Consider the following 12,796-nt stretch of genomic DNA (forward strand, 5'->3'; position numbering starts at 1 on the left):
GCACCTATAGTGAGCTTCGCGGCAGCGAGACAGGAGGCCGGTGCCATCCGACAGCCCTGTCACCGAATCGTATGCAGATCATGGATCCGGCACCACGCTTGCCAGCCTGTCGGGCGATGTTATGTAATAACATCATGCCCTGGACCCCTACCGATCCGCTGGCCCTCTCCGCCGGTGCCGGCGCCCGGCTGATCCTCGCGGGCGCGGTCGCGGCCATGCTCTGGGCCGCCGTCGCCTGGGCCATGGCGGCATGACCCCGGCCGAGATCCGCGTCACCGGCCTGACGCTGGCGCATGCCCGCCGGCCGGCGGTGCACCATGTCTCCGGCCGCTTCGCCCCGGGCAGCCTGACCGCCGTGGTCGGCCCGAACGGCGCCGGCAAGTCCACCCTGCTGCGGGCGCTGGCCGGGCTGCACCGGCCGGATGGCGGCCGGATCGAGGGCGCGGCCGGCCAGGTCGCGCTGCTGCCGCAGGCCGCGGCGCTCGACCGCGCCTTCCCGATCGCCTGTCTCGACGTGGTCCTCTTCGGCCTCTGGGCCGAGACCGGGCCCTTCCGCGCCATTTCCCGGGCGGGGCGGGAGCGGGCGCGGGCGGCGCTGGCCGCCGTCGGCCTCTCGGGCTTCGAGTCGCGGCCGGTCGGCAGCCTCTCCGCCGGGCAGTTCCAGCGGCTGCTCTTTGCCCGGCTGCTGCTGCAGGACGCGCCGGTGATCCTGCTGGACGAGCCCTTCAACGCGCTGGATGCGAAGACCGCGGCCGAGCTGCTGGCCCTCGTGCATCGCTGGCATGGCGAGGGCCGGACCGTGATCGCCGTGCTGCACGACCTGGAGCTGGTGCGGCGCGAGTTCCCCGAGACGCTGCTGCTGGCCCGCGACTGCCTGGGCTGGGGCCCGACCGCGGAGGTCCTGACCGCGGCCAACCGGCTGCGGGCGCGGATGATGGCGGAGGCCTGGGCCGAGGAGGCCGAGGCCTGCGGGCGGCGGGACGCGGCCTGATCCTCGACTTCCTTCTCGGCCCGTTCCTCGACTACGGCTTCCTGCGGCGGGCGCTGGTCGGCTGCCTCGCGCTCTCGGTCGCGGCGCCGCCGCTCGGCCTCTTCCTGATGCTGCGGCGGATGAGCCTGACGGCCGATGTGCTGGCGCATGGCATCCTGCCCGGCGTCGCCACCGGCTTCCTGCTGGCCGGGCTGTCGCTGCCGGCGATGGCGCTGGGCGGGCTGGTCGCGGGCCTCGCGGTCGCGGTCGGGGCGGGGGCGCTGTCGCGCGCGACCGGCGGGCGGGAGGATGCCTCGCTCGCCGCGCTCTATCTGGTGGCGCTGGCGGCGGGCGTGGCGCTGGTCTCCTGGCGCGGCGGGGCGGTGGAACTGACGACCCTGCTCTTCGGCAGCGTGCTCGGGGTGGACGACCCGGCGCTGCTGCTGATGGCCGGGACCGCGACCGTCACGCTGTTTGCCCTGGCGCTGGCCTGGCGGCCGCTGGTGCTGGAATGCTTCGACCCGGGCTTCGCCCAGGCGGTCGGCGCGCGCGGCGCTTGGTGGCACATGGGGTTCCTCGCGCTCGTCGTGCTGAACCTGATCGCCGCCTTCCAGGCGCTGGGCACGCTGATGGCCGTCGGGCTGATGATGCTGCCGGCGATCGCGGCGCGGCACTGGGCGCGGCAGGTGGGCGGCATGGCCTATGCCGCGGTCGCCATCGCCGCTTCCAGCGCCTATGGCGGGCTGCTGCTCTCCTTCCATGCCGATGTCCCGAGCGGGCCGGCGGTCGTGCTGGCGGCGGGCCTGGCCTGGGCGGTGTCGGTGCTGGCGGGGCCGGTGGACGGGCTGCTGGTGCGCTGGTGGCGGCGGCCGCACCTGGCGGGGTAGAGCGGATCGTGGGAGGGCGTGAACGCCCGGACGCGTGACTCTGTCATACGAACAAGGAGCTACGGCGAAGGATTGCGTTCCGGCACCAAGGCGCCGCGGCGTAGCCTTCGGGGCGGAGGGACCCGCCCATGACCGAGACCTTGCCCGACTTCGCCCCCATCCTGCGCGCCCCCGGGGAGGGGCTGCGCAACCTCGCCTTCGGCGAGCGGCTGATTCGCATCCGCGCGGCCGAGACCGCGGGACGCTTCGCGCTGTGGGAGGAGCCGGTGCCGCCCGGCTGGGGCCCGCCGCTGCATGTCCATACGCGGGAGGACGAGTTCTTCCAGGTGCTGGCCGGCACCCTCCGCTTCCGCTGCGGCGACCGGGTATGGGAGGGCGGGGCGGGCAGCACCGCGCTCCTGCCGCGCGGCGTGCCGCATGCCTTCCGCAACATCGGCGCGGAGGCGGCGCAGATCCTGGTCGGCGTCACGCCGGGCGGCTTCGAGGAGTTCTTCGTGGAGGTCGCGGCCGCGGGGGTGAGCGACCCGGCGGCGGCCGCGGCGATCGGGGCGAAGTACGGCCTCGACTTCCTCGGCCCGCCGCTGGAGGGGTGAGCCACCCCTCCGCGCCGGCGCGGAGGAGGCTCCGCGCCGGGAGGCGTGGCTACTTCGCCCGCTCGATGTTCCACATCACGGGGAAACCGAAGTCGATCACGCCCTTCAGCTCGGCACGCCAGACCGCCGGGCTGCGGAACTGGCCGGTGAGCGGGAAGGTGACGTTCTCGATCGCCAGCCTCTGCAGCTCCGCCGCGAGCGCCTTGCGCTTCGCGGGATCGCCCTCGGCGGCATAGGCATCGAGCACCGGCTTCATCGCCTCCACGCAATAGCCCCAGGGCTGGTTGTTGGAGCAGTTGTAGCCGATGCCGACATTGGACAGCGGATCCGCCATGTCGAAGCCGGTATAGACCACCGGCACCAGGTTCCAGCCGCCGCGGTCGATCGGCTCCCGCCCCACCCAGCGGCCGGCGATCGACGACCAGTCGGCGGCCTGCACATCGAGGTTGAAGCCGGCGCGCTTCAGGCGGTCGATCACCACCAGCGCCATCGGGTTGATCAGCGCGCTGTCGGCGGGCTGCAGGATGGCGATGCGCTCGTTGTTGTAGCCGGCCTCCTTCAGCAGGGCGCGGGCGCGGTCGAGGCTGGCGTCGCGCAGGATGCCGGCGCCGGCATCGTTGCTGTAGGTCGTGCCGCACATGTAGAGGCTGGTGCAGTCGGGGGAGGCCATCCCTTCGCCGAGGCCATGCGCCGCCACGATCTCCGCCCGGTCGAGCGCCGCCTGCACCGCCTTCCGCATCGGCAGCCGGTCGAAGGGCGGCAGGTAATGGTTGATGGACAGGCCGCCGGTGATCTGCGCGATGCCGCCGGCCTGGGACAGCACCAGGTTCCTGTCCCGCTTCAGGCGTGGGATGTAGTCGAAGGGCGCGTATTCCAGGTAGTCCACCTCGCCCTGGGTGATCGCCGCGGCGCGCAGCGAGACGTCGGTCATGGTCAGGAACTCGACTCGCTCGGCGAGCGGCCGCTTGCCGCCGGCGAGGCCGTCCGCCGCTTCCTCCCGCGGGCGATAGGCGGGGTTGCGGCGGAAATAGGTGCGCTCGCCGGGGACCCAGGCGTCCTTGTCGAAGAGGAAGGGGCCGCTGCCCATGATCTCCTTCACCGGCTGGGTCGGCGGCGTCGCATTGGCGATGCGCGCGGGCATGACGAAGGGGACATGGACGCTCGGCTTGCCCAGCGCCTCCACCACATGGCCGAAGGGCTTCGCCAGGTCGATGACGAAGGTGGCGGGGTCGACGACCCGGATCTCCTTCGTCGCCGCCATGAGCTGCCGGCCGATGGCGTCCCGCTGACCCCAGCGCCTGATTGAGGCGACCGCGTCCTCCGCCGTGACGGCCGTGCCGTCATGGAATTCGAGGCCCGGGCGCAGCTTGAATGTCCAGCTCATCCGGTCGGCGCTGGGCTGCCAGGACTCCAGCATCTGCGGCCGGTACTCGCCCTTGCTGTCCATGGCGACGAGCGTGTCGAAGACCATGTAGGCGAAATTGCGCGTGACGAAGCTCGGGCTGCTGATCGGGTCGAGGTTCTGCAGCCCGACATTGACCACCAGCCGGATCGGCCGGTCGCGCGGCTGCGCCCCGGCATTCGTCGCCAGGACCGCCAGTGCGGAGGCGGCCAGCAGGCCGCGCAGCGAGCGTCGCATCATCATCCCCGGTCTCCCTCAGCGCGACTCGTGATTGGCGGCCCAGGCCTCGGCGATCTGGCTGCAGGTGGCGAACCAGACGCCGGGGAAGTCGCGCATCCAGGCGATCATCTCCCGCAGCAGGGCGATGCGGCTCGGGCGGCCGCTGACCTGCGGGTGCATGACCAGGTTGTAGAGCCCGCCCCAGCGATGGATCTCGGCGAACTCGGCCTGGAAGATCTCCTTCATGTGGCTGTTGGTGAAGATCGGGCGGGGGCTCTTGACGGAGAAGAGCGCATAGGGCGCGTCGTCGAGGCTCCAGTGCCAGGGCAGTTCGATCGGGCCCGGGCGGCCGTCCGGCATCGCGTGGCGATAGGGGTTGATGTCGTCGAGCAGCGAGGAGTCGTAGAAGAAGCCGTGCTTGTCGAGCAGGCGGATCAGGTTGTCGCTGGTCTCGCCGGCCGGCGAGCGGTAGCCCTTCGGCACCACGCCGAGCATGCGCTTCAGGCTGTCGAGGCCCCGCTCCATCTCCTCCACCTCCTTGTCGGGGAAGGCGGGGTCGATCCAGGCATGCGAGTAGCTGTGATGCCCGATTTCGTGGCCTTCCTTCAGCACCATCTCGCAGCGGTCGGTGTGGTTCTCCACCGTCCAGCCCGGGATGAAGAAGGTGGCGGGGACGCCGGCGTCCTTCAGTGTCTCGAGGATCTTCGGCACGCCGACCTTGGCGCCGTACTTGCCCTGGCTGAGGATGCCGGGGCGGCGGATGTTGTCCGGGTCGCGCGCCATCCAGAGCGTCTCGGCATCGAAGTCGAAGGTCAGCGCCACGGCGACCCGGGCGCCGTTCGGCCAGTTCACGCGCATGTCGATCATCGGATCACTCCCCATCCCTCGGCGCATGCCGCGCCGCCAGCCAGCCGCCATCCACGCCGATCACCTGGCCCGTCACGAAGGACGCGTCGTCCGAGGCGAGGAAGGCGATCACCGCCGCCACCTCCTCCGGCTTCGCGGCGCGGCGCAGCGGTGTCGGCGCCAGCACGGCGCGGCGGTAGTAGTCGTTCTGCAGGTGCCCCTCGGTCATCGCCGTCTCGATGACGCCGGGCGCGACGGCATTCACCAGGATGCCGGCCGAGCCAAGCTCGCCCGCAAGCTGGCGCGTCATCTGCGCGACGCCGGCCTTGGCGACGGCATAGGCCGTGGTGCCGGGGACGCCGGCGATGCCGAAGGTGGAGGAGACGGAGACGATCCGCCCGCCCGGCCGCGGCAGGTGCGGCAGCACGGCGCGGGTCATGCGCAGCACCGCTTTCAGGTTGGTGTCGACGAAGCGGTCGATCAGCGCGTCGTCCGACTCCGCCAGCGGCTTCGAGCCGCCGATGCCCGCATTGTTGACCAGGATGTCGATGCGGCCGAAGGTATCGAGCGCCGCCTGCGCCAGCCGCTCCGGCGCGCCGCGCTCCAGCAGGTCGGTCGCGACAGCCGCGCCGCCGATCGCGGCGGCGGTCTCGGCCACCTCCGGCAGCCGGTCGGCCAGCAGCACCCGCGCGCCGTCCTGCGCGAGGCGCGCGGCGGTCGCGGCGCCGATGCCGCGCGCCGCGCCGGTGACGATGGCGACGCGGCCTGCGAAGCGTTGGGGATCAGGCAAGCCGGCCTCCATCGACGGGGAGGGCGACGCCGGTGGTGAAGCCGGCGCCGTCCGAGAGCAGGTAGAGCACCGCCTCCGCCACCTCCCCTGGCCGGCCGAAGCGGCCGAGCGGGTGGCGGGCGCGGAAGGCGGCCTCGCGCGTCGCGCGCGCCGTGGCGTCGCCGGCGGAGGCGAAGGTCGCCTCCAGCATCGGCGTCTCGATGGAGCCGGGGCAGACGCAATTGACGCGGATGCCCTCCGGCGCATGGCTCAGCGCCAGGCTCCGCGTCAGCATGACGACCGCGCCCTTGCTGGCGGAATAGGCGGGCAGGGTGGCCGAGCCGGCGAGGCCGGCGGTCGAGGCAAACAGCACCATGGCGCCGCCCCCGGCCGCGCGCATGGCCGGCAGCAGGGCGCGCACCGTCAGCCAGCTTCCCTTGACGTTGACGGCGAAGAGCCGGTCCCACTCCGCCTCCGTCACCTGCTCGACGGGCTTCGCCGGCCCCAGCATGCCGGCGGCGGCGGCCAGCAGCGTCACGGGGCCGAGCCGCGCGGCGGCCTCCGTCGCCGCATCGAGATCCGCGGCGGCGGTGACATCGCCCGCGAAGGTCAGCGCACCCGGGCAATCCGCGGCGGTCTCCGCCAGCCCGGCCGCGTCGCGGTCGAAGAGGAGCAGCTTCGCCCCCTCCCGCGCCAGGCCGATCGCGGTCGCGCGGCCGAGGCCGGAGGCGGCGCCGGTGACGAAGCCGACCCGGCCATGGAACCGCCCTGCCGTCGCGCCCTCGGCCATCGCCCGCCCCCGCATGCTGCAATGCGGCGATGGTGCGGCGAGTCGGCGGGACCGGCAACCCCGCGCCCCGTGTTTCCGGCCAATCGATTCGGACCGCCTCGCATGTCGCGCGGTCCGATTCAGGTCTCCGGGCCATCCGGCCCTGCGGTCATCGGCGCGCCTCAGACGCGCGCCGCAACCCGCTCGCGCGCCCGCACCCGTTCACGATGCACGGTATAGAGCCCGCTGCCGATGATCACGGCGGCGCCCAGCAGCGTGAAGCGGTCCGGCACCGCGGCGAAGATCAGCCAGCCCAGCGTGGTCGAGAAGAGGAGCTGCACATAGGAGAAGGGCGCGAGCAGCGAGGCTGCGGCCTGCCGATAGGCCAGGATCACGAGGTACTGCCCGACGGAGGAGCAAAGGCCATGCGCGAGGCCGAGCCCGAGCTGCCCCCATGTCGGCAGCACGAAGCCGAAGGGCACCAGCAGGCTCAGCAGGACGAGGCCGGTGCCGGCCGACCACAGCACCGTCGTCTCCGTCCGGTCGCCCGCGCCCATCCGGCGGGTGATGACGATGGTCGCCGCCCAGCACAGCGCCGAGGCGACGGGGAAGAGGGCGGCCAGCGACAGCGCGCCGGTGCCGGGCCGGATGACGATCAGCACGCCGGCGAAGCCGACGAAGACCGCGCTCCAGCGCCGGATGCCGACCTGCTCGCCGAGGAAGAGGATGGAGAGCGCCGTGACGAAGCCGGGCGCGACATAGGTGATGGCCGTCGCCTCGGCGATCGGCAGGAAGCCGAGCCCGGCGACGAAGAGCACGGCGGAGCCGACCAGCGTCACGCCCCGCAGCAGTTGCAGCCCGAGCCGCTTCGGCCGCTGCAGCAGCACGCGCGCGCGGCCGGCGAGCGTCGCGGCGAGGGCGATGAAGACGAGGTAGCGCAGCCAGGCCACCTCGACCGCCGGCAGGCCCTGCAGCCGCATCAGCTTCGCCATGGCGTCGGAGACGGAGAAGAGCACCACCGAGGCGAGGATGAGGAGGATGCCCTGCAGCACCCGGTCGGGTGCCGCCTCGGTCCTGGTCGCGCTCAATGATCCCATCCCGCCGGCTGCGGCCGCGGACCTTAGCGGCCCGGCGCCGCCGCGTCGCGCGGGGCGGCGATCACTTCGCGCCCGTCTGCCATGCGCCCCGCAGGGAAGCGGGCACGAAGAAGGGCGTGCTCTCCAACTCCGGCTCGGCGAAGGCCTCCAGCCGCTCGCGCATCGCCACGATGTCCTCGCGGAAGAAACGCGCCGCGATGCGCTGCGCCAGCCGTTCCGCGCCGACCGAGGCGCCCGGGATGTCGGAGGCGATGGCCCCGAGGCTCGCCATCGCGGCATGGCTGAAGAGGTGGATGCGCGAGAGGCCGGGGCAGGTGGCGGGCTCGCGCGCCTCCAGCTCGAAGCCCGGGCCGAGCCAGGGGGCGCGCGCCAGCCCCGGCCGGCGCAGCGCCGGCGGCGGGTCGTGGCGGTTGGCCCAGGTGGCGACCGCGGCGGCGAGATCGCCGAGTTCCGGGATGCGCGCGGCATCCACCACGAAGCCGGTGCCGACGATCAGGAAGTCGGCGGTGGTGCTGCCGCCCCCGGGCAGGGTCAGCCGCACCCCGGCGCCGTCCCGCACCGCCGCGAGGATGGGCGTCGAGAAGCGGATGCGGAAGCCGGCATGCCGGATGGTGCGCAGCACCGTCTCGTGCGGCGGCGGCGACTGCAGGTCGTGCATATAGACCAGCAGCCGCCATTTCTCCTCGGCCGGCAGCTCCGCCCAGCCCTCGAAGAAGCCCATATGCGCGGAGCCGCGGCCCTTGTTGACCTGCGGCAGGTGCGGCCGGCGGGCGAAGATCTCGACGCTGGCCGCACCCTGCTCCAGCGCCGTCGCGGCATTGTCCCAGGCGGAGGCGCCGGCGCCGAGCACCGCGACGCGGCGGCCGCGCAGCCGCGCGAAGTCGATCGCCTCCATCGTATGCGCCGCGCGGTCGGGCCAGAGGTCGCGCGCGATGCCCGGCGGGACGAAGGGCCCGCCGGTGCCGGCGCGGCCGGTCGCCAGCACCACCCGGCGGGCATGAAGCACCTCCTCGCCCGCCGGCGTCGCCAGCTCGGCGCGGACCAGCCCCTCGGACGGCACCAGCCGCCGGACCGCGACCCCGTTGCGCACGGGGATGCCGAGCATGCGGCGGACCCAGAGGATGTAGTCCTGCCAGTCCGCATTCGGGATCTTGTAGAGCCGCTCCCAGCCTGCCTCGCCGTGCCGCGCCTCGTACCAGGCGCGGAAGGTGAGGGAGGGGATGCCGAGCGGGATGCCCGGCAGGTGCTTCGGGCTGCGCAGCGTCTCCATGCGCGCATAGGTGACCCATGGCCCCTCCAGCCCCGCCGGCGCGGCATCCACCACCTGGATGTTGCGCAGGCCCTTCTGCAGCAGCGCCGCGGCCGCAGCCACGCCATACATCCCGGCGCCCACCACCAGCACATCCAGCGCCGGCACACCCTCCGGCCCCGTCACCGCGGCGGTCCAGGCCGTGGGCGGGAAGCCGAGCAGCGCGAGGTCGCGCGCGACGCGGCGCTCATGCACCGCAAGGTGGTCGATGGCATCCATGCCGGGCACTTTGCCAAAGCGCCGGCGGCACGGCCAGTTGTGCCCGCCGGCATGGCGCCGCCGCCGCTGCAGCCCCATCTTGCCCGGATGCTGGTCGGAGGCACGCCCATGACCCTCCTCTCCCCCGTGCTGCCCGCGCCCTTCGTCCCGCCGGCGCCCGAGCCGCCGGAGCAGAGCCCGCCCTTCCTCGGGCAGCTTCGCGGCTACCGGCGCAACGTCATCGGCACCTGGCCCCGCCGCGCCTATGAGGAGATGGTTTTCGAGCGGCCCTTCTTCGGCCGCCGCACCCTGCTGCTGAACGCGCCGGAGGCCATCCGCCACGTGCTGGTGGAGGCGACCGAGCGTTACGGCCGCACGCCGGCGACGCTGCGCGTGCTGCGGCCCCTGCTGGGCGAGGGGCTGGTGCTGGCCGAGGGCGCCGCCTGGCGGCACCAGCGCCGCACCCTGGCGCCGGCCTTCGCGCCGCGCGCCATCGCCACGCTGCTGCCGCTGATGCGGGCCGCGGTGGACGATTCGGTCGCGGCGCTGCCCGTGGACCGGCCGCTCGACCTGCTGGGCGCCATGCAGATGCTGGCGCTGGAGGTGGCGGGGCGGACGATGATCTCGCTCGGCATGGGGCGCTGGCGGGCGGAGATGCGCGGGCGGCTGGAACGCTACGGCCAGTCCGGTGGGCTGCACCTGTTCGACCTGATGCTGCCGCCCGCCATCCCGACGCCCTGGGACCTGCGCCGCCGCTGGCACGGCGCGCGCTGGATGGCGCTCATCGAGCGCATCGTTGCGGCGCGCCAGGCGGAGCGGCGGCAGGGCGAGGCCACGGACCTGCTCGACATGCTGCTCGCGGCGCGCGACCCGGAGACCGGCCGCGCCTTCCCCCCGCGCGAGGTGCGCGACCAGGTCGCCACGCTGCTGCTGGCGGGGCACGAGACGACCTCGCTGGCGATCTTCTGGTCGCTGGTGCTGCTGGCCCAGGCGCCGGCCTGGCAGGACCGGGTGGCGGCGGAAGCGGGCGCGGCGCAGCAGCCGCTGACGCGCGCCGTGGTGGAGGAGGCGATGCGGCTCTACCCGCCGGCCTTCACCCTGGCGCGGCTGGCGCGCGAGCCGGACGAGGTGGCGGGCGTGACGCTGCGGCGCGGCGACGCGGTGCTGATCGCGCCCTGGGTGCTGCACCGCCACCGGCGGCTCTGGGAGCGGCCGGAGGAATTCGACCCGCGCCGCTTCCTGCCCCCCGCGCCGCCGCCGGAGCGCTTCGCCTACCTGCCCTTCGGCGCCGGGCCGCGGGTCTGTATCGGCGCGCCCTTCGCGCTGGCCGAGGCGACGCTGGCGCTCTCGGCCATTCTCGGGCGGTTCCGCCTGGCGCTGCCGGGCAAGCGGCCCGTCATGCCGCTGGCGGTGACGACGACGGTGCCGGACCACCGGCCGCTCTTCCGGCTGGAGCGTCGCTGAGCGCCGGCCAGAAGGGCTGGATGGCGCGGTAGCCGAGGAGCGCGACGCCGGCCTCCCGGCACCAGGCGGCGACGGCGCCCTCGGCGAGGAGGGCGTATTCGCGCATGCGCCAGCCGGCATGATCGGGCGCGATCGCCTCGATGTCGCCGGGCGTGGCGGCATGCAGGGCGAGGTGCGTGACGCCCTCGGGCAGGGTGCGGATCATGCGCTCGTAGCCGGCGCGCGCCTCTTCGGCCGGCACGGCCAGCGTGCCGTGGATGCCGTCCGGCAACGGCAGGCCGGCCGCCTCCAGCGCGGCGACGCAGCGCTCATAGGCGGCGGGGTCCGGCGCGAAGCGGATGCGGCGCGGCAGCACTGGCACGGCGCCGATCTCCCGCGCCAGCGCGACGTGGCAGGGCAGCAATTCCGGCAGCATGGCGCCGGCCATATGCGCGTCGAGATGCGTCGGCCGCAGCCCCGCCGCCAGCGCGCGCTCGACCTGCGCGCGCAGCTCCGCCTCCGCCGCCTCCGGCACCAGGTGCCGGCGCAGCGAGTCGAGGTCGCGCCAGAAATACCCGTCCGCATCCACCAGGCCGGAAGCGGGGCTGCGCGTCGTCAGCGGCGCCCAGCGGTAGTGCCGCCACTCGCTGGTCAGGGTCAGGTGGACGCCGAGGTCGAGCGCGGGATCGGCCGCCGCGGCCTCCGCCATCCCGGCGAACCAGGGGCAGGGCACCATGACGGCGCCGCAGGTGACGAGGCCGCGCGCGGCGAGGTCGAGGAAGGCCCGGTTGCCGGCATGGCACATCCCGAGGTCGTCCACATGCGGGATGGCGGCGCGCGCGAGCCCGAGCCGCGCCGCCAGCGGGGAGGATGCCGTCATGCCGCCGAGATGGGGCCTCCTTGCGCGGCGAGCAGCCGCAATGGCGCAGACGTGGCCAATCCCTGGCCCGATCCCCGGCCGGCGCTCGGCGTTGCCGCGGCATGTCGGAAGCCCTGCCGCGCCCGGTCTGGCGGCCCGGCCCTGGCTGGCGCATCCTGCGGTCCTCCGGCCGCTTGGGCCGCAACGGGGGAAGCGCCAGCATGGAGTTCGACCATTCGCCCCGCGTCCGGGACTTGCAGGCCCGGCTGCAGGCCTTCATGCAGGACGAGATCTACCCGGCCGAGGCCCGCTTCGCCGCCGAGGTGGCGAAGGGCGACCGCTGGCAGCCGACCGCGGTCATGGAGGAGCTGAAGGCCAGGGCGCGCGCCGCCGGCCTCTGGAACCTCTTCCTGCCGGAGAGTGAGTACGGCGCCGGCCTGACCAACCTGGAATATGCCCCGCTCTGCGAGATCCTCGGCCGCAGCATGATCGCGCCGGAGGCGCTCAACTGCTCCGCACCCGATACCGGCAACATGGAGGTGCTGGTCCGCTACGGCACGGAACAGCAGAAGCGGCAGTGGCTGGAGCCGCTGCTGGCCGGCGAGATCCGCAGCGCCTTCGCCATGACCGAGCCGGCCGTCGCCTCCTCCGACGCCACCAACATCGAGAGCCGGATCACCCGCGACGGCGACCACTACGTGCTGAACGGGCGGAAGTGGTGGACCAGCGGCATCGGCGACCCGCGCTGCCGCATCATCATCTTCATGGGCAAGAGTGACCCGGAGAACCCGGACCGCCACCGCCAGCAGAGCATGATCCTGGTGCCGCGCGACGCGCCGGGCATCACCGTCGTCCGCATGCTCAACATCATGGGCTATGACGACGCGCCGCATGGCCATGCCGAGGTGATCTTCGACAATGTCCGCGTCCCCGCCGCCAACATGCTGCTGGGCGAGGGCAGGGGGTTCGAGATCGCGCAGGGGAGGCTTGGCCCCGGGCGTATCCACCATTGCATGCGGCTGATCGGCCTGGCCGAGCGGGCGCTGGAGCTGATGTGCCGCCGCGCCCAGTCGCGCACCGCCTTCGGCCGGCGGGTCGCGGAATTCGACACCACGCTCGAGCGCATCGCGGAATCGCGCATCCTGATCGACCAGGCGCGGCTGCTGACGCTGAAGGCCGCCTGGATGATGGACACCGCCGGCAACAAGGAGGCACGGGCCGAGATCGCCATGATCAAGGTGGTCGCGCCCAACATGGCCTGCCGGGTGCTGGACTGGGCGATCCAGGCGCATGGCGGCGGCGGCATGTCGGACGACTTCCCGCTGGCCTATGGCTATGCGCTGGCCCGCGCGCTGCGCTTCGCCGACGGCCCGGACGAGGTGCACCGCGCCCAGGTCGCCCGGCTCGAGCTGCGCAAGCACCGGTAGGAGGGAGC

General features: G+C 73.5%; 11 protein-coding genes and 1 pseudogene. 5 read left to right on the forward strand and 7 right to left on the reverse strand.

What is annotated here, in order from left to right; all coding sequences use genetic code 11:
* Positions 1-319: 319 nt before the first annotated feature.
* The 3 genes and pseudogenes from Q7A36_RS01675 to Q7A36_RS01685 form a co-directional block, all read left to right on the forward strand.
* Positions 320-991 (forward strand): annotated as a pseudogene (locus Q7A36_RS01675) (metal ABC transporter ATP-binding protein); the annotation flags it as partial.
* Positions 988-1,857: a metal ABC transporter permease gene (locus tag Q7A36_RS01680; protein WP_305101952.1), complete on the forward strand. Its 870-nt coding sequence runs from the start codon at positions 988-990 to the stop codon at positions 1,855-1,857. The pseudogene Q7A36_RS01675 and the gene Q7A36_RS01680, both read left to right, overlap by 4 nt.
* 128 nt (positions 1,858-1,985) lie before the next feature.
* Entirely contained in the window at positions 1,986-2,450 is a 465-nt protein-coding gene (locus Q7A36_RS01685) for a cupin domain-containing protein (RefSeq protein ID WP_305101899.1), read from the forward strand.
* A 49-nt stretch (positions 2,451-2,499) separates the two neighbouring features.
* On the opposite strand, the gene Q7A36_RS01690 is transcribed toward Q7A36_RS01685, so the two are convergent.
* The 6 genes from Q7A36_RS01690 to Q7A36_RS01715 form a co-directional block, all read right to left on the reverse strand.
* Positions 2,500-4,095 carry an ABC transporter substrate-binding protein gene (locus tag Q7A36_RS01690; RefSeq protein ID WP_305101900.1) on the reverse strand — a complete coding sequence of 532 codons (1,596 nt, stop codon included), beginning with the start codon at positions 4,093-4,095 and terminating at the stop codon, positions 2,500-2,502.
* Positions 4,096-4,107: 12 nt separating this feature from the next.
* Complete coding sequence (locus Q7A36_RS01695) at positions 4,108-4,938, reverse strand: polysaccharide deacetylase family protein (protein ID WP_305101901.1); 831 nt, start codon at positions 4,936-4,938, stop codon at positions 4,108-4,110.
* A 4-nt stretch (positions 4,939-4,942) separates the two neighbouring features.
* Positions 4,943-5,707, reverse strand: a complete 765-nt coding sequence (locus tag Q7A36_RS01700; RefSeq protein ID WP_305101902.1) for an SDR family NAD(P)-dependent oxidoreductase — start codon at positions 5,705-5,707, stop codon at positions 4,943-4,945.
* A complete protein-coding gene (locus tag Q7A36_RS01705) occupies positions 5,700-6,491 on the reverse strand; it encodes an SDR family NAD(P)-dependent oxidoreductase (protein ID WP_305101903.1) in 792 nt (263 codons plus the stop codon). Before Q7A36_RS01705 ends, Q7A36_RS01700 begins: the two co-directional genes overlap by 8 nt.
* 146 nt (positions 6,492-6,637) lie before the next feature.
* Positions 6,638-7,552, reverse strand: coding sequence for a DMT family transporter (locus Q7A36_RS01710; protein WP_370655622.1), 915 nt, complete (start codon positions 7,550-7,552; stop codon positions 6,638-6,640).
* A 61-nt stretch (positions 7,553-7,613) separates the two neighbouring features.
* Positions 7,614-9,080 carry an FAD-dependent oxidoreductase gene (locus Q7A36_RS01715; RefSeq protein ID WP_305101905.1) on the reverse strand — a complete coding sequence of 489 codons (1,467 nt, stop codon included), beginning with the start codon at positions 9,078-9,080 and terminating at the stop codon, positions 7,614-7,616.
* 108 nt (positions 9,081-9,188) lie between these two features.
* Between Q7A36_RS01715 and Q7A36_RS01720 the strand changes: the two genes are divergently transcribed.
* Positions 9,189-10,523, forward strand: coding sequence for a cytochrome P450 (locus Q7A36_RS01720; protein WP_305101906.1), 1,335 nt, complete (start codon positions 9,189-9,191; stop codon positions 10,521-10,523).
* On the opposite strand, the gene Q7A36_RS01725 is transcribed toward Q7A36_RS01720, so the two are convergent.
* Complete coding sequence (locus Q7A36_RS01725; RefSeq protein ID WP_305101907.1) at positions 10,456-11,382, reverse strand: polysaccharide deacetylase family protein; 927 nt, start codon at positions 11,380-11,382, stop codon at positions 10,456-10,458. The two genes, Q7A36_RS01720 and Q7A36_RS01725, sit on opposite strands and share 68 nt — an antisense overlap.
* Before the next feature lie 200 nt (positions 11,383-11,582).
* On the opposite strand from Q7A36_RS01725, the gene Q7A36_RS01730 reads away from it, so the two are divergent.
* A complete protein-coding gene (locus Q7A36_RS01730) occupies positions 11,583-12,788 on the forward strand; it encodes an acyl-CoA dehydrogenase family protein (protein ID WP_305101908.1) in 1,206 nt (401 codons plus the stop codon).
* Positions 12,789-12,796: the final 8 nt, after the last annotated feature.

It is taken from the genome of Paracraurococcus lichenis (assembly GCF_030657435.1).
In the GTDB taxonomy this organism is placed as follows: domain Bacteria; phylum Pseudomonadota; class Alphaproteobacteria; order Acetobacterales; family Acetobacteraceae; genus Paracraurococcus; species Paracraurococcus lichenis.

Bases quoted from the DNA above. Each gene is read 5' to 3' on its own strand.
- Q7A36_RS01715 (WP_305101905.1), bottom strand. From the start codon at position 9,080: ATGGATGCCATCGACCACCTTGCGGTGCATGAGCGCCGCGTCGCGCGC.
- Q7A36_RS01710 (WP_370655622.1), bottom strand. From the start codon at position 7,552: ATGGGATCATTGAGCGCGACCAGGACCGAGGCGGCACCCGACCGGGTG.
- Q7A36_RS01705 (WP_305101903.1), bottom strand. From the start codon at position 6,491: ATGCGGGGGCGGGCGATGGCCGAGGGCGCGACGGCAGGGCGGTTCCAT.
- Q7A36_RS01695 (WP_305101901.1), bottom strand. From the start codon at position 4,938: ATGATCGACATGCGCGTGAACTGGCCGAACGGCGCCCGGGTCGCCGTG.
- Q7A36_RS01685 (WP_305101899.1), top strand. From the start codon at position 1,986: ATGACCGAGACCTTGCCCGACTTCGCCCCCATCCTGCGCGCCCCCGGG.
- Q7A36_RS01725 (WP_305101907.1), bottom strand. From the start codon at position 11,382: ATGACGGCATCCTCCCCGCTGGCGGCGCGGCTCGGGCTCGCGCGCGCC.
- Q7A36_RS01730 (WP_305101908.1), top strand. From the start codon at position 11,583: ATGGAGTTCGACCATTCGCCCCGCGTCCGGGACTTGCAGGCCCGGCTG.
- Q7A36_RS01720 (WP_305101906.1), top strand. From the start codon at position 9,189: ATGACCCTCCTCTCCCCCGTGCTGCCCGCGCCCTTCGTCCCGCCGGCG.
- Q7A36_RS01690 (WP_305101900.1), bottom strand. From the start codon at position 4,095: ATGATGATGCGACGCTCGCTGCGCGGCCTGCTGGCCGCCTCCGCACTG.